The 16,204-nt window shown below is 63.0% G+C and carries 16 protein-coding genes and 1 pseudogene; 5 read left to right on the top strand and 12 right to left on the bottom strand.

Annotated elements, in window-relative coordinates:
- The first annotated feature begins 176 nt into the window (after positions 1 to 176).
- The 4 genes from AC1DPF_RS05845 to AC1DPF_RS05860 all read left to right on the top strand — a co-directional run bounded on the left by AC1DPF_RS05845 (position 177) and on the right by AC1DPF_RS05860 (position 3,133).
- The gene (locus tag AC1DPF_RS05845; RefSeq protein WP_477868721.1) at positions 177 to 737 is read left to right on the top strand and encodes a nuclear transport factor 2 family protein; all 561 of its coding nucleotides are present in this window, start codon (positions 177 to 179) and stop codon (positions 735 to 737) included.
- 281 nt (positions 738 to 1,018) lie between these two features.
- Positions 1,019 to 1,780, top strand: a complete 762-nt coding sequence (locus AC1DPF_RS05850; protein WP_477960206.1) for an SDR family NAD(P)-dependent oxidoreductase — start codon at positions 1,019 to 1,021, stop codon at positions 1,778 to 1,780.
- A 22-nt stretch (positions 1,781 to 1,802) separates the two neighbouring features.
- Positions 1,803 to 1,964, top strand: coding sequence for a hypothetical protein (locus tag AC1DPF_RS05855; RefSeq protein ID WP_477868717.1), 162 nt, complete (start codon positions 1,803 to 1,805; stop codon positions 1,962 to 1,964).
- Positions 1,961 to 3,133 carry an oxidoreductase gene (locus AC1DPF_RS05860; protein ID WP_477868715.1) on the top strand — a complete coding sequence of 391 codons (1,173 nt, stop codon included), beginning with the start codon at positions 1,961 to 1,963 and terminating at the stop codon, positions 3,131 to 3,133. Before AC1DPF_RS05855 ends, AC1DPF_RS05860 begins: the two co-directional genes overlap by 4 nt.
- 74 nt (positions 3,134 to 3,207) lie before the next feature.
- Here AC1DPF_RS05860 and AC1DPF_RS05865 read toward each other — a convergent pair whose 3' ends face one another.
- From AC1DPF_RS05865 to AC1DPF_RS05905, 9 genes and pseudogenes are all read right to left on the bottom strand, one after another.
- Entirely contained in the window at positions 3,208 to 3,438 is a 231-nt protein-coding gene (locus AC1DPF_RS05865) for a biotin/lipoyl-containing protein (RefSeq protein WP_477868713.1), read from the bottom strand.
- Between the two features lie 12 nt (positions 3,439 to 3,450).
- Positions 3,451 to 4,473, bottom strand: a complete 1,023-nt coding sequence (locus AC1DPF_RS05870) for an alpha-ketoacid dehydrogenase subunit beta (protein ID WP_477960208.1) — start codon at positions 4,471 to 4,473, stop codon at positions 3,451 to 3,453.
- The gene (locus AC1DPF_RS05875) at positions 4,470 to 5,456 is read right to left on the bottom strand and encodes a thiamine pyrophosphate-dependent dehydrogenase E1 component subunit alpha (RefSeq protein ID WP_477960210.1); all 987 of its coding nucleotides are present in this window, start codon (positions 5,454 to 5,456) and stop codon (positions 4,470 to 4,472) included. The genes AC1DPF_RS05870 and AC1DPF_RS05875 overlap by 4 nt, the downstream gene beginning before the upstream one ends.
- 434 nt (positions 5,457 to 5,890) lie before the next feature.
- Positions 5,891 to 6,697 (bottom strand): enoyl-CoA hydratase/isomerase family protein, encoded by an 807-nt coding sequence (locus AC1DPF_RS05880; RefSeq protein WP_477868707.1) that lies wholly within the window; start codon positions 6,695 to 6,697, stop codon positions 5,891 to 5,893.
- A gap of 261 nt (positions 6,698 to 6,958) precedes the next feature.
- A pseudogene (locus AC1DPF_RS05885) lies at positions 6,959 to 7,192 on the bottom strand (MBL fold metallo-hydrolase); the annotation flags it as partial.
- A 163-nt stretch (positions 7,193 to 7,355) separates the two neighbouring features.
- Positions 7,356 to 7,814, bottom strand: a complete 459-nt coding sequence (locus AC1DPF_RS05890; RefSeq protein ID WP_477960212.1) for an SRPBCC family protein — start codon at positions 7,812 to 7,814, stop codon at positions 7,356 to 7,358.
- 43 nt (positions 7,815 to 7,857) lie between these two features.
- Positions 7,858 to 8,700: an alpha/beta fold hydrolase gene (locus AC1DPF_RS05895; protein ID WP_477868703.1), complete on the bottom strand. Its 843-nt coding sequence runs from the start codon at positions 8,698 to 8,700 to the stop codon at positions 7,858 to 7,860.
- Between the two features lie 181 nt (positions 8,701 to 8,881).
- A complete protein-coding gene (locus AC1DPF_RS05900) occupies positions 8,882 to 9,673 on the bottom strand; it encodes an SDR family NAD(P)-dependent oxidoreductase (protein ID WP_477960214.1) in 792 nt (263 codons plus the stop codon).
- A gap of 17 nt (positions 9,674 to 9,690) precedes the next feature.
- Positions 9,691 to 10,473: a glucose 1-dehydrogenase gene (locus tag AC1DPF_RS05905; protein ID WP_477960216.1), complete on the bottom strand. Its 783-nt coding sequence runs from the start codon at positions 10,471 to 10,473 to the stop codon at positions 9,691 to 9,693.
- 463 nt (positions 10,474 to 10,936) lie between these two features.
- On the opposite strand from AC1DPF_RS05905, the gene AC1DPF_RS05910 reads away from it, so the two are divergent.
- Entirely contained in the window at positions 10,937 to 13,060 is a 2,124-nt protein-coding gene (locus tag AC1DPF_RS05910) for a molybdopterin-containing oxidoreductase family protein (protein WP_477960218.1), read from the top strand.
- A 184-nt stretch (positions 13,061 to 13,244) separates the two neighbouring features.
- On the opposite strand, the gene AC1DPF_RS05915 is transcribed toward AC1DPF_RS05910, so the two are convergent.
- The 3 genes from AC1DPF_RS05915 to AC1DPF_RS05925 form a co-directional block, all read right to left on the bottom strand.
- The gene (locus AC1DPF_RS05915) at positions 13,245 to 14,483 is read right to left on the bottom strand and encodes a cytochrome P450 (protein ID WP_477868695.1); all 1,239 of its coding nucleotides are present in this window, start codon (positions 14,481 to 14,483) and stop codon (positions 13,245 to 13,247) included.
- Between the two features lie 155 nt (positions 14,484 to 14,638).
- Positions 14,639 to 15,283: a glutathione S-transferase family protein gene (locus AC1DPF_RS05920; RefSeq protein ID WP_477868693.1), complete on the bottom strand. Its 645-nt coding sequence runs from the start codon at positions 15,281 to 15,283 to the stop codon at positions 14,639 to 14,641.
- Positions 15,280 to 16,194, bottom strand: a complete 915-nt coding sequence (locus AC1DPF_RS05925; protein ID WP_477960220.1) for an SDR family NAD(P)-dependent oxidoreductase — start codon at positions 16,192 to 16,194, stop codon at positions 15,280 to 15,282. The genes AC1DPF_RS05920 and AC1DPF_RS05925 overlap by 4 nt, the downstream gene beginning before the upstream one ends.
- Positions 16,195 to 16,204: the final 10 nt, after the last annotated feature.

Below are 16,204 nucleotides of genomic sequence, written 5' to 3' on the forward strand. Positions count from 1 at the left end.
ATCCCTCGGCTGGACGAGCGCGAAGCCGGCTTCGCAGACCGCTTCACCGCTCCTGACGGCGCGCGGTTCATGCCAGCGCATATCGCCCCTATGATCGTCAGCCTGTGTTGCGGGGAAGTGTTGCCCTCGGCGGCGGCCAGCCATTACCCTGCCTGCCATTCACCCGGGGAGCATCGATGACGGATCTTTCAGACCTTGTTCGCCGGATCGAACGAAGCGAAGCCCGGCAGGCCATTGCCGAACTGCCCGCGCGCTACGCGATCGCGGTGGATTCGCGCGATATCGACAGCTGGGTGAACCTGTTCGTGGAGGACGTGGACTGCGGCAAGCGCGGAAAGGGCCGCGATGTGCTGCGCGGCTTCATCGCCCCGAGCGTGAAGACCTTCTATCGGTCGATCCACCAGATCTGCGGCCACGTGATCGACTTCATCGATGACGACACTGCGACCGGCACGGCCTACTGCCGGGCCGAGCACGAGGACGGCGACAAGTGGATCGTCATGGCGATCATCTATTATGACCGCTACGTCCGGCGCGATGGCAGCTGGTACTTCGAACGCCGGCAGGAGAAGCACTGGTATTCTGCCGATCTGCTCGAGCGGCCCCACACCCCCTTCCAGCTCTGGGACCGGTGGGCCGCCCGTCTGCCTGACCTGCCGGGCAGCTTCCCCACCTGGGCGCCGTTCTGGGAGGGGACCGACAAGGACGTGCTTGCCGGGCTGACCAGCCAGCCTTGAGCCGGACACCCTTCGCCGCAGTCCCGCAAGATCCATCGCGCGTGCCGCACTGATCATGGCGTTAGCGCCGATGGCTTGATCAGGCTTATCGAAATCTGCGCAAAGGATCGCAGTCCCGATGGTTTGACTGATCTGACGACGAAAGACCGGTGAGGGGTTCACGGTCCCTCATCTGGAGATACATTTCCCGACATAAACATGACCGGGAGAGATGCGGCGCGCGCTGGCCTGACTCGATCCCGATGCAGCGGCACTGGACCACCCTACAAGGAGCATGAACCATGAGTGAGCCCCAATTCCGCGGCAAGACCGCGCTGGTCAGCGGATCGGGAGCAGGGATCGGCCGGGCTTCGGCCCAGGCCTTTGCCGCCAAGGGCGCGCGCGTCATGGTCTGCGACATCAGTCTCGCCGATGCCGAGGAGACGGCCGCGATGATCCACGCCGCTGGCGGCGAGGCCGAGGCGATGCAATGTGATGCCACCGACGACGCTGCGGTCCAGCGCCTGATTCAGGCCACGCTCGACCGGTTCGGCTCGCTCGACTTCGCCCATAACAACGTGGGCTGCGGAACCGGTAAGGCCCTGGAAGACCTTACCGAAGCCGATTACCAGTTCTCGGTCGATACCTCGTTCAAGTCCTGCTACCTTGGCCTGCGGTATGAACTGCCGGTGATGCGCGCGCGCGGGGGCGGCGTGATCGTCAATACCGCGTCGATGTCAGCCATCAGCACGACGCAGGCGGCCGACATCGTCTATGCCGGAGCCAAGGCAGGGGTCATTCAGATGACCGCGCACGCCGCGCGGGGCTATGCCCAGCACAACATCCGGGTGAACTGCGTCGCGCCCGGCCTGGTGGCGACCAAGATCATCAGCCAGATGTACAGCCACGAGGAGCAGGTCGGCTTCGCCGCCGATCACCTGATCAAGCGCCCCATCAAGCCGGAGGAAGTCGCTGCTGCGGTGACCTTCCTGTGTTCGGCCGAGGCGGCGATGATCACCGGCATCGTCCTGCCGGTGGACGGCGGCCAGAACGCCAACCGCTGACCCGCAAGGGAACCCCAGGCTGTTGAGCCGGGCAGGCTGCGCAGGAAACTGGCTGGCCCATGCAGCCGACGCTCTTGAAGACCGCACGGTCAACACAGGTGCGATATTGCCGCGAAGCACCCTTGCCAGCAACGACCCCTCCGACAAGGGTGGCATTGATACAAAAGTGGAAGAGATAGTGTGACCACAGCCCCGACCCTTACCACGCCCGCTGACCTCGCGCCGCTATTGGAGCCGCTGACTATCCGCGGCGTGACCTTGCCGAACCGCTTCGTGATGTCGCCGATGACGCGCAGCTTTTGTCCGGACAACCTGCCCGGCGACGATGTGGTGGGCTACTATGCGCGGCGCGCCGAGGGCGGCACCGGCCTGATCCTGACCGAAGCGATCGGCACGGACCATCCCGCCGCAGCCGGCGATACAGGACTGGGCGAGGCCAATCTGCCGCTGTTCAGGGGCGAGCGCACGGTGAACGCCTGGGCGCGGGTGGCCGATGCCGTCCACGCGCGCGGCGGAGTCATCTTCCCGCAGCTGTGGCACCAGGGGCCGATGCGGATGCCCGATGGCGTGACTCCGGCCTTCTCTCCTTCGGGGCGCTACGGGGACCCCTCCAAGGCGGCGGACTACTATATCGAAAAGGCGAAGATCATATCGGCCGCGGAGATGCCGGTACCGACCGACGAGGACATCGCGGACGTGGTGGCGGGCTTCGGCCGGGCGGCGCGCGATGCTGTCGCGGCCGGCTTCGACGGTCTCGCCCTGCACGGCGCCCATGGCTATCTGATCGATGCGTTCCTCTGGGCCGAAACCAACCACCGCCCGGCCCCCTGGGGCGGCGACGCTGTAGCGCGCACCCGCTTTGCTGTGGAAGTGGTCAAGGCCTGCCGCGAGGCAATCGGCCCCGATCGTCCACTGATCTTCCGGTTCTCACAATGGAAGCAGCAGGATTTTCGCGCCAAGCTGGCCGAGACCCCCGGCGAGCTGGAGGCGATCCTAGGCCCGATCAGCGACGCCGGAGTCGACCTGTTCGATGCCAGCGTGCGCTTCTTCAACACGCCGGCCTTCCCGCAGGAGAACGAACTGTCGCTGGCGGGCTGGGCCAAGAAGCTGACCGGCAAGCTGACCGGCGCCGTGGGCGGCATCGGCGTCACCAAGGGCATGTACGACACGACCTCCGTCTCGGCCGAAGCGTCCAACAATCTCGGCATGCTGCTCAAGCGTTTCCTGGCAGGTGAGTTCGACGTCGCATCGGTCGGACGCATGATCCTGCACGATCCGCAGTGGGTCACCAAGGCCCGCACCGGCGCGCCGCTGCCGGCATTCGACCCGGATTCGCTGAATCGCCTGACCTGACAGGCAGGAGCGGCACGTGCTCGCGCCGGGCCTGCTGCCTCGCAGCGCATAAAAGCGCTGGCGTGAAGTTCGCGCTACTCGATGATGCCGAGCACAGTGCCGACTTCGTAAAGCTCGCCAGCTTCCTTCAGGATCTTGAGCGTGCCGGTGGCCGGGCTCTCGACCTCGTTGGTCGACTTGTCGCTTTCGAGCGCGAACAGCGGCTGACCTTCGATTGCTTCGCCGCCATCAGCGACGAGCCACTCGGCAAGCGTTCCCTCGTTCATCGAGAAGCCAAGCTTAGGCAGGAGCACTTCGGTTGGCATATTCTATCGTTCCTATCGTGCAAGGTTGATGGCGGTTTCCGCGATCCGCTTCGCGTCTGGTGCATAGGCGGTTTCCAGCGGCTTGGAAAAGGGAACCGGTGCATAAGGTGCACCCATGCGGGCGATCGGCTTCTTGAGCCGGCCGAACAGTTCGCTCGATAGCGTTGCTGCGATCTCGGCGCCTACCCCGAACTGCGTCACTGCCTCATGAACGACCAGGCACCGTCCCGTCTTGGCGACCGACGCCAGGACGGTATCGCGATCCCAAGGCGATATCGTGCGCAGGTCGATGATCTCGGCTGAAACGCCGGCGGCCTCCATCTGCTCAACAGCCGCCATCGCTTCGTTGAGGACACGCGAGTAGCTTACGATGGTGACGTCGCTGCCGTCCTTCGCGATCCGCGCCTTGCCAAGCGGCACGCGATGGCCCGGCTGGGGTGGCGGGCAAGGCAACCAGTAATTTGGCAGGTTCTCGATGAACAGCACGGGATCGGGGTCGTCGATCGCCGAGCGCATGAGTCCATAGGCATCCTGCGCGTTGGAAGGTGCCACCACCTTCATCCCGGCCGTGTGCGCAAACCAGGCCTCAAGATAATCGCAGTGCTGGCCACCGGAAGAGAAGCCTGTGCCTGTCATCGTGCGGATCACGATCGGAACATGCGTCTGCCCGCCTGACATGAAGCGGAGCTTGGCCGCGTGATTCACGATCATGTCCATCGCGACCGTCGTGAAATTCATCAGCATGATTTCTGCTACAGGCTTCCAGCCGACGAGGCTCGCGCCGATCGCCGCCCCTATAATCGCCTGTTCCGCGATCGGGGTGGAACGGACACGCTTGTCGCCGAAGCGCGAGGAAAGCCCCTTCGTCACGCCGCACACGCCGCCCTCTTCCGGGTCGGCGACATCTTCGCCGAGCACGACGACCTTCTCGTCGTCGGCCATGGCATCGGCGATCGCGCTATTGATCGCCTGGAGGATCGTCATGGGCTTGGTCTCGGCCACGGCCGGCTTTGCAATGATCGTCGTATCGTTCATGCCGCCACTCCTTCGGCGTAGACGTCGCGGGTCAGTTCGGCGAGGTCGGGGAAAGGGGAGGCGAGCGCGAACTCGACGGCTTCGTCGATCTCACGCTCGATGGCAGCTTCCATGTCGGCCAGTTGCGCTTCAGTGGCGATGCCCTCGGCGATCAGACGCGCCCGGAAGGCAGGCGCCGGGTCGGCGGCGATCGCCGCCTGCTTCTGCGCCTTGTCCATATACTTATCAGCATCACCGAAGACATGGCCGTGGAAGCGGAAGGTCATCGCCTCGATCAGCGTCGGCCCCTCGCCGGCGCGTGCGCGTGCCACGGCCTCGCGCGCCGCGGCGTACATCTCGATCGGATCGTTGCCGTTCACGCGGACGCCCGGCATGTCATAGGCGACCGCGCGGTCGGCGATACGCTTCGCCGACGTCGCCTTCTCATAGGTCGTATGCTCGCCATAGAGATTGTTCTGGCAGAGGAAGATCACCGGCAGCTTCCAGACCGATGCCAGGTTGAGGCTTTCATGGAAAGCGCCGATATTCGACGCGCCGTCGCCGAAGGTGGCAACCGCGACGCGCCCGTCGCCCGAAAGCTGCGATCCCCAGGCAAGGCCGTTGGCGATCGGCATCGAGGAGCCGACAATGCCCGTGGTGACCATCACGCCTTTGCTAGGATAGGTGAGATGCATCGGGCCTCCCTTGCCCTTGCAGGTGCCATCGACGCGCCCCGCAATCTCGGCCCAGAGGTCTTTCAGCGGCAGGCCCTTGGCGAGCATGTCGTGAATGCCTCGATAGATAGTTACAAGATAGTCGTCGTCGGTCAGATTGGCGGACATTGCCGCCGGGATAACCTCCTGCCCACGATAGCTGTAATAGGGCATGACCAGCCGGCCGGTCATGATGACCTTTCGACTGCGCTCGTCATTCGCCTTGAGCAGCGCGACCTTTCGATAGATCTCGACCTGGGTCGCTGCATCCGGCGCGAAGTTACTCGTCATTTTGCGCTCCAATTGCGAGGATTGAGTTGAATCCGCGAGCGGATCGCCGCTTCCCGAGTTCGGGTAGCATAGATCATAGGGATAAGGTTCAGTCTGATCTCACACTTCGCGCCACGTTGCTGGCCTGAATGGTGCGGCCTGAGGAGTGAGATTATCGACACCGATTCACCCTGCCGCGATTGCGCCGCCGAGTCGAAGGGGTGAAGCGATTTCATCGTATGGCCGATGGATTGCGCGGATCGTTGGTCCCCAGCCCTTCATGGGGGGGCGGGCGCCGTGATGAGGAGCTATGTGATCGCGACAATCCCGGCTGCCTTCCGGCGGCGGCGATTACCGGGTGCCGCGACAGCGTTGATGTTCCAATCCGATCGACCCAGATCGGAGCCCATCGCCCGTACGTCGGAAAAAACGAGATGGCTGGGGGAGATCCAGCTTCAGGCCATCTTGAACTGCGGCGCGCGCTTCTCGAGGAACGCAGCGCGCTTCTCCCCGGCATCCTGGGTCGCCTGCGCTATATGCACGGCACGACTTTCCAGTTCGATCGCCGACTCCAGGCTGCCTGCGGACTGGTTGAGCCACAGCGACTGTTTGGTAAGCTCGACCCCCATGGGGACGTTGGCGACAACCCCCCGCGCGATCTTGAGTGCCTCTTCCATCAGTATATCGTCGTCCACGGTCCGCAGCACGAGCCCAATCCGTTCCGCCTCCTCCCCATCGACGGGGCGTGAAGTGAGCAACAGCTCCGCCGCCCGCTGGCTGCCGATCGCGCGGGGCAGCATATAGGACAGGCCGAGTTCTGTGCCCGTGGCGGCATTGTGGATGGTATTGATGAAGCGCGCCGAACGCCCGGCGACGCACATATCCGATGCCAGCGCGAGCGTGTAGCCGACGCCGGCCACCACCCCGTTGATCGCGCCGATGATCGGCTGCGGCAGGTTACGCATCGCGATCGGGATCGCGCCGAGCCACCTCAGACTGTTGCGCTTGTTGAACGCGCTTCCGAAACCCTCGCGATCATGGGGCGACGGCCCGGCGTTCTTCAGATCATGACCGGAGCAAAAGCCGCGGCCTGCTCCGGTCAGGATTACCGCGCGAACCGAGGGATCAATCCGGATATCGGCAAGCATATCCAGCAACCGCTGGTACATCTCCCAGGTGAAGGCGTTGAGCGCCCCCGGACGGTTCAGCGTTAACCGGCGAACGCCTTCCATTGGCGTATCGACAAGGATGGTGTCGCTCATTTCGAAGAGTCTCCAAGGTGGTCCATCGGAGGGGAATCCTAACTAGCTACCTCCGTGCGAGTTACATCGATCAAAAGCAATGCGGCGAGCCTGGCAACCGGACATCTCAATGCATCGCACTTGCGATCCAGTTTACAGTAGCAATGGACATAAGACTGACGGCGGCCACTTGGAGATTTATCGAGGGGGATGCATGGCGCGGCCTCATCGCTGCGCTCGATCGGGCCGGATCGCGACTTCTAAGGGAGAAGGCTCCCGTGATCACAGCTGGTTCACCGGAATCTTGAGATAAGCGACGCCGTTGCCTTCAGCTGGCGGCAGATGTCCGGCGCGCATGTTGATCTGCACGGAAGGCAGGATGAGACGCGGCATGGCCAGCGTGCGGTCCCGGCCTTCGCGCATGGCCACGAACTCGTCCTCGCTGATCCCGTCGCGGGCGTACGCGTTTGCCCGGCGCTGTTCGGCCACGGTCGTCTCCCAGGCGTAACGCCCCCTCCGTCCGTCGAACGGGCGGGCAATTTGGGTGACTAGTTGATCCAGGCAAGGATGCCTTTGCACCCTTGCCTCTGAAACCAGGTCTCGACTCCGCGTGACCCGATCGATCGGTCCTCATTATGCCACAGGCCGGGCCGGCGTCGCACAGATCGGTTCAGCAGACCTAGCCGGCGAAGTGCTTCTTCAGGTCGTCGAAGAAGTGCTGGTAAACGCCCTGCATGAACTGCAGCAGCACCGCCGGATCCCCTTCGGTGACCTCATAGCGGTGCTCCATGCGCAGGTAGGTGCCGCCGCCGTGCGTGATCTCCCGCACCTGTATGCATGATTTCGTCCCCTGCGCGGTCTTCACCGCACCGAGGTCGGTTGGGCAGTCGATGACATAGGTCAGCACCCTGTCCTCGTCGCTCAGCCCGGTCAGCCGCTCGGGCACCTTGAACCCTCCGGCGTTCGGAACTTCCACCATGCGCACCGCGCCGATCTGGTCGGTGGCCTTACCGTCGGCAACCGTGCACGATGCCGCGCCGGAAAACCACTTCGTCAGGCCGCCGAAGTCACGGAAAAGCGCCCAGACCTCGTTGGCAGGCGCATCGAGAACAATGGAACCGGTGGTCGTCGTCATCATTGGCAATCCTTCTGCTTGCGGGTCAATCGGTTGCGTCCGAGCTTCAGGGGCGCTTCATGAAGGCCAGTACCGCGCTCTCGAACGCCGCCTTCTGCTCGATCATCGCCCAGTGTCCGCACTTGGGGAACACGTGCAACTCGGCGTTCGGGATCAGCCGCAGCGGCACCAGCGCCCCGTCCAGCGGGGTCACGCGGTCGTCCCTACCCCACGCCAGGAAGGTGGGAGCCTGGATCTTGGGCAGGTATGCAAAGCTCTGCACCGCTTCCGGCCCGGCCATGCCCTGCGCGATCGCCGCCAGACCGGCGCGGGAATAGATCTTGCGGTTGGTCTCCAACGCCACCGGATCGCTGGCGGCCTTGAAGCGCATGTCAATCAGCTCGTCGGTCAGGATCGACTTGTCGTGGACCATCGAACGCAGCCAGCGGACGATCTGCTCACGGGTCGGCTCTTCGACGAATTCGGCCAGCCGCTCGATCCCTTCATAGGGAAACGGGTTGAAAATCGGCACGCCCACGCCGCCGATGCACACAAGGCGGTCCACTCGGTCGGGATAGGCAGCGGCAAGTCGCGCGGAAATCAGCCCGCCGAACGAATTGCCGATGAAGCGCGCCTTGGCGATCCCCAGCGCATCCATCAGCGCTAGGACTGCGTCGATCGTCCCCGCGAAGGGATCACCTTGGATGGGGCTGCTATTGCCATACCCCGGCAGGTCGGGAACGATGCACCGAAAATGCTCGGCAAACACGGGCACGTTGCCGGAAAAGTTCATCCATGCCGTTACGCCCGGACCGGATCCGTGCAGCATGAACAGTGGCTCGCCCTGCCCCGCCTCGTGATAAGCAATCTGGCCTCCGGCAAAGGGGATCGTTTTCTGTTCGTTGACCACTCCGCGCTCCTCTCGCCACTTTGCGTGATTCCAGCGGTAGGCGGCCCCCCTGACATCAGCCTCGTCCGAGCGGACGTGACCGATCTATGCTTGCCGTCGCATCGCGTCCTCAGTCTCGACGCTCTCAAGACGCGCGCGCGTCGGCGAAGGAAGCGCCGAGGTCCTTGTGTACAGGATAGCCTCAGCCGGCGGAAATCGACACACCCGACAGCGGGATGCTCATCCCGCCATCCACCCGGATGATCTGGCCGTTGATAAAGGCTGCGTCGTCCGAAAGCAGGAATGCTGCAGCCGCAGCGATATCTTCAGGTTCGCCCAAACGCGGCGAAGGGGTCTGACGGAGCAGGACTTCAAGCGGGAGCACGTCGCTTTGTTCGACCGCGTTTTCCACCATGATCATGCCGGGCTGGATTGCATTGCACCGGACCTTCTGCTTGCCAAAACGCGCCGCGACATGGCGGGTCAGGGCATCGACGCCCGCCTTCGAGGTGCTGTATCCCACCATAGCGGAATCCCCGCGCGATGATGCCAATGATGACGTCTGGACGATCGCGCCGCCGCCGCGCTTCAGCATGTGCGGAATCGCAGCCTTGCATGACAGAAAATAGCCGACGAGATTCGTTTCAAGCGACTTCGTGAAAACGTCCGCGCTGGTCTGCAGCACGTCGAAGTCATGCTCGAGGAGGCGCAGGTCGGCTCCATTGTTGAATAGGCCGTCGATACCGCCGTGGTCCTGGGCGACGCCGTCCATCAGCGCAGTGATGGTGTCACCGTCAGCCAGGTCGACCGACCGGAACTCGGCATCGCCGCCGGCCGCACGGAGTTCCTCAGCGAACGCCTTGCCACGATCGACGCTGACGCCACCCAGAATAACCGTCGCACCCTCGCCACAAAGCCTGCGGGACGTGGCAGCCCCGATCCCGCGTGTCGCGCCGACAACGACCACAACCTTTCCGGCCATCCTTCCTTCCATGGGAATTTCCTTTATTCTCAGTTGGTAGCGCGATTTCCGGCGATATGTCCGCCATCAACCGGGAGGACATGACCGGTGATGAAGGACGCTGCGTCCGAACAAAGCCAGACCGCTGCCTCCGCCTGCTCTTCCGACGTCGCAAATCGACCAATCGGTTCGACCCAGTGCTTGAGGAGTTCAGGATCGGTCTTTTCGACCTCCTCGAATGCGGCTCGCATCATCGGCGTATTGGTTGCGCCGGGACAGATTGCGTTGACGCGCACATTGCGCGTCGCAAATTCGAGAGCGGCGGTGCGCGTCAGCCCCGCGACGCCGTGCTTTGCACTGACATAAGCAGACATGCTCGGCGTTCCGATTACGCTGGCGAGCGAACCGGTGTTCACGATGGCACCGCCTCCGGTCTGCCGCATCGCGGGAATTTCATACTTCATGCCAAGAAAGCAGGACACGGTGTTCAGCCTGTAGCACCGGTCGAAGTCGGCGAGCGAAATGTCGGTCAGGTCACCCAGCGGCCCTGGATGCCCGACGTGGTTGTGCGCCGCATCGAGACGGCCATAGGTGGTCAACGCAAACTCGACCATTGAACGGACTGAATCCTCGTCGGCCGCGTCGACTTTCACATAGGCTGCTTCGCCGCCTTTGGCGCGGATCAGATCAACCGTCTCCGCGCCCTTCTTCTCATCGAGTTCGGCAACCACGACCTGGGCGCCTCGCTCCGCAAACAATACTGCCGAAGCCTGTCCAATGCCGGATCCGGACCCCGTCACGAGGGCGACCTTGCCATCAAATCTCATTCGCATTGGATCCCTATCCTCTTGCCGCGCCGCAACTGCCGGTTGGGGCACATCTTATCACCGATATGGTCTCAAGTTCGGCGCACATCCACGCAGAGGCATGGTCCGCATAGACTAGAGCTGCGGGCAAGGTTCCGGCACATCAGGGCTGTCGACATCGGTCGCCTGGCAGGAGATCTGCGGGCACCCGCGTCGATCGGGCCCACGCCGCCAGAAATGCCGCGCTGTCTCACGCACGAGACCAGTTTGCCGTCCGCGCTTCCTTCATCCGCATTGGCATGGCGGGCCGTCAGGTCGCAATCGCGTTGCGCTCCCCGGAACATCCATTCGGACGAGGCTCCGCGCCGGCACCTCTGCAATTGTCTGAACTTGCGCCGAAGGCGGCGAGGTCGACCGTAGCGGAAGGTGACCGCAAGAGAGAGGGCCACCGCAGCCGGAAACGGCGGCTACGCCGCATGGGAGAGTTGCCGTGAAGGAAGTGCCTAGTTTCTGCAGGCTTTGCGGCGCCGGTTGTGGAGTGCTGGTCAGCATAGATGACGAAGATCGCATCGTCGGCCTGCGGGCTGACCGCGAACATGGGCTGAGCCGCGGCTATGCCTGTTTCAAGGGCCTTCATTTCGGCGAGGCACACAGCGCACCGGCGCGGCTACTTCACCCCCTGAAGAAGCAGCCCGACGGATCGTTCGCGCAAATAGATTCCGAAACTGCGCTGGCCGAAATCGCAGAGCGACTGAAGCCGATTATCGCGGAGCACGGACCCGAAGCCTTTGGCATGTTTTGCGGAAATGGCACCATTTCCACGTATCTTGCCTTCCCGATGCAGCGGGCGTTCATGGCCGCCATGGGGTCCACCCAGCGTTACTCGACGATCACCATGGACCAGTCAGCCAAATTCGTCTCGTTCGAACGCATGGGTGGATGGGCGGGTGGCTCCATTCAGCTGGAGACGGCGGATGTAGCCATGATGTTCGGCACCAATCCGCTGGTATCGCACGGCGCGATCGGCGTGATCAGCATCGATCCGGTAAAGCGGCTCAAGGACGCGAAGGCGCGTGGAACGAAGTTCATCGTCATTGATCCGCGCGTAAGCGAAACGGCGCGGCATGCCGACGTGCATATCCAGCCCCTGCCCGGTCAGGACTACGCCATCGCCTCGGCGATGATACGGATGATCCTCGAAGAGAACTGGCACGATGCTGATTTTTGCTCGCGCTTCGTCAAGGATGGCGGCCTTGCTCGCCTGCGTGAGGTCGTAGAACCCTTTACGCCCGATTTCGTCGAGCAAAGGGCCGGCCTGCAGCCGGGCGATCTCCTCCGCGCCACACGCCTGTTCGCGCACGAATGCAATCGCGGAGTCGCCGTGACTGCGACCGGCCCCTGCTTCGGGCCGCATTCCAACCTGTCGCAGCACATGGTCGATTGTCTCAACGTGATCTGCGGGCGATTTCCTCGGGCCGGGGAACAAGTAGTCGCGATCGATGTGCTCAATCCGCTGCCTGAGTACCGCGAGGAGGTCTACTCACCGCCCCGCTCATGGTCCAGCCTGCCGCCCAGTCGCATTCGCGGCGTGGGGATGATCATTGGCGAGCGGCTGACCGGAACCTTGGCAGACGAGATTCTGACGCCTGGCGATGGCCAGATCCGAGCACTGATCGTCAGTGGTGGGAACCCGGTGAACTCCGTACCGGACCAAGCCAAAATTACCACGGCACTGGAATCACTTGAGCTTCTTGTAGCGATCGAACCCTTCATGTCGGACACCGCCAAACGCGCCGACTATATCATTCCGCCCAAGCTCATTTATGAACGTCCCGAGCTTCCCGTCAGCTTCGAAGGCTTCCCAATTCTTCCCGTCCCTTGGTCCCACTACACACCAGCTATAGTTCCGCCACCCAAGGGCTCGGACGTTTTTGATGACTGGTATCCCTTGTGGAAGATCGCTTCGCTACTCGGAAAGCAGGTCAAGTTCGAGGGTATCGACCTCGACATGACCACGCCGCCGACCAGCGATGATCTCATAGCTATCAGGGCGCGCCATTCCGCGGTTCCGCTCGATGAGATCAAGAAGCATCCCCGCGGCGCGCTCTTCGACGTCGGCGACATTCGCGTCGGCCCAACGCGCGCCGGCCACGAAGGGCGGTTCGACGTGATGCCCGACGACGTAGCCGAGGAAATGGCTGACGCATCGGCATCGCCACAACCGGACGAATTCAAATTCCTTATGATCTCCCGCCGGACGCGCGACCTGTTCAACAGCAATGGCTTTCATCTCGAATCCGTGCGAAAGCGCAATGCCTTCAACCCGGCCTGCCTTGCGTCGACAGAGATGGATGCTCTGGGCCTGATCGACGGCGACATGGTTGAAATCAGTTCCGAGAATGGAGCGGTACGTGCCATCGTCAAGAGCGACGACAGCTTGCGCACCGGCGTCATCTCCCTCACCCACGGATGGGGTGGAGCTCCTGACGATTCCGAGAGTCCGCGCGAAATTGGGACGAACATCAATCCGTTGATAAGCGACAATCGCTATGTCGAAGTCGTCAATGCGATGCCCAGGATGACAGCAATCCCTGTCAATATTCAAAAGGTATGAGCTTCAGCATTGCTCGTACACGCGATGAATCGATCAAGAGCGGAGTTCGCGGCCGTCGCGGCAGCGGCGCGGAAACAGGGCGTCTATCCGTAATGATCCCTTATGTTCTTGGTGCCGGGCTTTGCCGCCAAGGAGGCTTCCATCGCGTCCGACATGATCCGTTTCGCAGCCTTTAGGGCAATTTTCAGTGATCGAAGCGGACATGGATATGCGCCGGGACCCGCATCATGATTCCGCGAATTTCGGGCACAGGCTTTTCCGGGTCGAGCCGCAGGTTGTGCAGGCTGTCCAGAACCGCATGCAGCGCACGGGTCATTTCCACCCTCGCCAGATGCTGGCCGACGCAGATGTGCGGCCCCCTGGCAAATGCGTAGTGCGCCCGCTTGTCCCGGTTGATGTTGAAGCTGTCAGGATCGGGATAGATCGCCGGATCGCGGTTGGCGGCGCCGGCTACCGCGTCAAGGTAGGCCCCGGCGGGGATCTGCACGCCGCCGAGCGTCGTGTCGTGAATCGCGACCCGCAGTTGCGCCAGCACTGGGCCGTCCCAACGCAGCGCTTCCTCGATCGCGGCGGGAATGAGCTCCCGGTTCTGGCGGATCGCCTCCAATTGGTCGGGATTGTTGAGGAGCGCCGTCAGCAGCACGCTGGTCCCGCGGTAGGTCGTGTCGCCGGCGGCATTCATGAGCTGGCGCAGGAACGACACCAGTTCGAGCTCGGGAAGATTCTCGCCGTCCACCTCGGTCGCGGCGAGCAGGCTGACAAGATCATCGCCCGGATTGGCGCGGCGCGCGTCGATCAGAGCCTTGAAATACTCGCCAAGCTTGACCCCTGCCTCCTGGGCCTGGGCCATATGGACATAGTCGGTCTGGCCGATGGCGAGCCGCTGGAAGGTCTGGACGTCAGACTCCGGCAGGTCGAGCTGGCGATAGATCACCTCGAACGGGTAGCGTTGGGTAAACTCGCCGACAAGGTCAGCCTCGCCGCGCGGCAGGAACTTGTCCATCAAGCCGTTCACGACCGGGTCGACGATGCTCTCGCCCCACGTCCTCACAAACTGCGGCAGGAAGATCTTCTGGAAGATCCTGCGCCAACGGCCGTGCTCGGGATTGTCCATGGTGCTGATGCTGCCCATGCCGAACGTGGTGCCAAGCGTCGGGCGATAACCTGAATTCGAAAAGCGGCTGGTATCGGTCAGCACCTCCTCGATTTCCTTGCTGCCCAGGATCGAGAATTTGGGCCCCGGTCCGTAGAAGCACGAATAGCCCAGGTTCTCGCGATAGGAGCCGGGCAGGACAGCACCGCGCGCGCGCATCGCATGGATCTGTGGATAGGGGTCCAGGTCGTCCCCGAAATTTACCTCGTCCGAGAGGAACGGATCGTAGGTGGGATCGTCGAATTCCCGGATCTTGAATGCGGTCGCCATGACTCGGCCATCCTCTCCTGTGTAGTAATCACTACATAGTGCATGAAGCGCATTGGTCAAGCCGCAGTCGATCCGGCACGCGGGTCCAGAGTCCTTCCTGTTTGCACCTTGCAGTCACAATCAAGCAGCCGCCACGCAACGGAAAGCGGGGCAGTTCAGCCCGTCATCGCCTTCAGCGCGGCCTCCGTCTCGTTCCAGATCGCGCCCATGTCCGGATGTTGCCGCGCCTTCGCGACATAGCTGGTCAGAACAGGGAAATCGCCCAGAATGCCCGGCTCGCCAAACATGGCCCCGGCAATACCGCAGAGCATGAGGGTCGGCAGCACAAGGCAGTCCGCCTTGCTGACCGCGCCGCCTGCGACATAGGGTGCATCATCGACGAAATGCTGCAGCAGGGCCATTCCGCTGCGCAACTCCGCCAGCTCGGCGGCAACAACGCGATCATCCCGGACCGCCGCATTCCGTTGTGCGAATAGACGCGACATGGCCGGTACGGCATAGAGTTCCTGGGTGCGGATCGCATTGCGCATCTGCACCCGCGCTGCGTCACCGGTGGGTGTCAGGGACGGGGCGGGATAGTGATCCTCGAGATAGTCGATGATTGTCTCGGATTCCGCGATGATCAGGCCGTCGTCGGTCACCAGCACCGGCAGCTTGCCGATCGGATTGATGGCCAGATATTCAGGCGAACGGGTCCCACCGCCGGGCGGGGCCTCCTGCTCATAGGAAAGACCCTTCAGCCGCAACGCAAGCCGGATGCGCGCGGCATAGGGCGACAGGGTCAGGGCGTAGAGTTTCATCGGTCATGCTCCGCAGGAAAAATCTTCGGCACCGTCCCGCTGAGCGCCACCGGCACGAAACCGTCACCATGCGGCCAGTCCAGGAATCCGGCCGCGGCCATGGTGCCCCCATCGACATGCAGCGTCATGCCGGACACGTAGGCGGCTAGATCGGAGGCCAGAAACAGGACGGCGTTGGCCAGGGCCTCGACCGGGGGCGCGCCGCCGGCAGGAATGTACATCGCCATGGCCTTGCCGATCGATTCGACGGGGACGCTGACGTAGCCCGCTGCGATTTCCGGGGGCATGGCATTCTCGTTGCCGCGGCTCGGCGTGGTATCCGGGGCAATGCAGTTCAGGCGGATGCCTTCCTTGCCGAGTTCAACCGCCATGGCGCGGGTGAAGTTGGTGGTTGCCGCCTTGGCGCCGGCATAGACCGAGAAGGTCGCCGCGCCGCGATGTGCCTCGATCGTGGTAAAGTTGATGATGCTGCCGCCGCGTCGGCCGCCGGCGCGCAGCAGCGGCACCGCGCGCTGCACCGACTGGACGACATAGCCGTAGTTGCGCTGGATATCGCGGGCGATCCCGCCCCGGTCGAGATCCATGAAGTTGGTACGGTACGTCCCACCCACGACGTTGACGACAACATCCAGATGGCCGAACGCACGGGTCACCTCGTCGTAGAACCGGTCGAGCTGGGCCGCGTCGGTGGCATCGATCACGGCGGAATAGACCTTGCGCCCCAGGGCGGCAGCTGCGGCGGCCGTAACCTCCAGCTGCTCCGCGTCGATGTCGCAGATCGCGACGTCGACCCCTGCCTCGGCCAGGGCGATGGTGATTCCCGCGCCAATGCCGCCGCCACCGCCAACGATCGCCGCAGTCTGCCCGGCCAGCCTTGCGCGCTGGTCCAGAAATCCCGGTGCATCAGCCATGAATTCTCCC

This window comes from Rhizorhabdus sp. P4_G6 (genome assembly GCF_056401045.1).

Excerpts from the sequence above, each read along its gene's own strand:
- AC1DPF_RS05845 (WP_477868721.1), top strand. The coding sequence starts at position 177 with ATGACGGATCTTTCAGACCTTGTTCGCCGGATCGAACGAAGCGAAGCC.
- AC1DPF_RS05850 (WP_477960206.1), top strand. The coding sequence starts at position 1,019 with ATGAGTGAGCCCCAATTCCGCGGCAAGACCGCGCTGGTCAGCGGATCG.
- AC1DPF_RS05865 (WP_477868713.1), bottom strand. The coding sequence starts at position 3,438 with ATGCCAACCGAAGTGCTCCTGCCTAAGCTTGGCTTCTCGATGAACGAG.
- AC1DPF_RS05870 (WP_477960208.1), bottom strand. The coding sequence starts at position 4,473 with ATGAACGATACGACGATCATTGCAAAGCCGGCCGTGGCCGAGACCAAG.
- AC1DPF_RS05875 (WP_477960210.1), bottom strand. The coding sequence starts at position 5,456 with ATGACGAGTAACTTCGCGCCGGATGCAGCGACCCAGGTCGAGATCTAT.
- AC1DPF_RS05880 (WP_477868707.1), bottom strand. The coding sequence starts at position 6,697 with ATGAGCGACACCATCCTTGTCGATACGCCAATGGAAGGCGTTCGCCGG.
- AC1DPF_RS05890 (WP_477960212.1), bottom strand. The coding sequence starts at position 7,814 with ATGATGACGACGACCACCGGTTCCATTGTTCTCGATGCGCCTGCCAAC.
- AC1DPF_RS05900 (WP_477960214.1), bottom strand. The coding sequence starts at position 9,673 with ATGGAAGGAAGGATGGCCGGAAAGGTTGTGGTCGTTGTCGGCGCGACA.
- AC1DPF_RS05905 (WP_477960216.1), bottom strand. The coding sequence starts at position 10,473 with ATGCGAATGAGATTTGATGGCAAGGTCGCCCTCGTGACGGGGTCCGGA.
- AC1DPF_RS05915 (WP_477868695.1), bottom strand. The coding sequence starts at position 14,483 with ATGGCGACCGCATTCAAGATCCGGGAATTCGACGATCCCACCTACGAT.
- AC1DPF_RS05920 (WP_477868693.1), bottom strand. The coding sequence starts at position 15,283 with ATGAAACTCTACGCCCTGACCCTGTCGCCCTATGCCGCGCGCATCCGG.
- AC1DPF_RS05925 (WP_477960220.1), bottom strand. The coding sequence starts at position 16,194 with ATGGCTGATGCACCGGGATTTCTGGACCAGCGCGCAAGGCTGGCCGGG.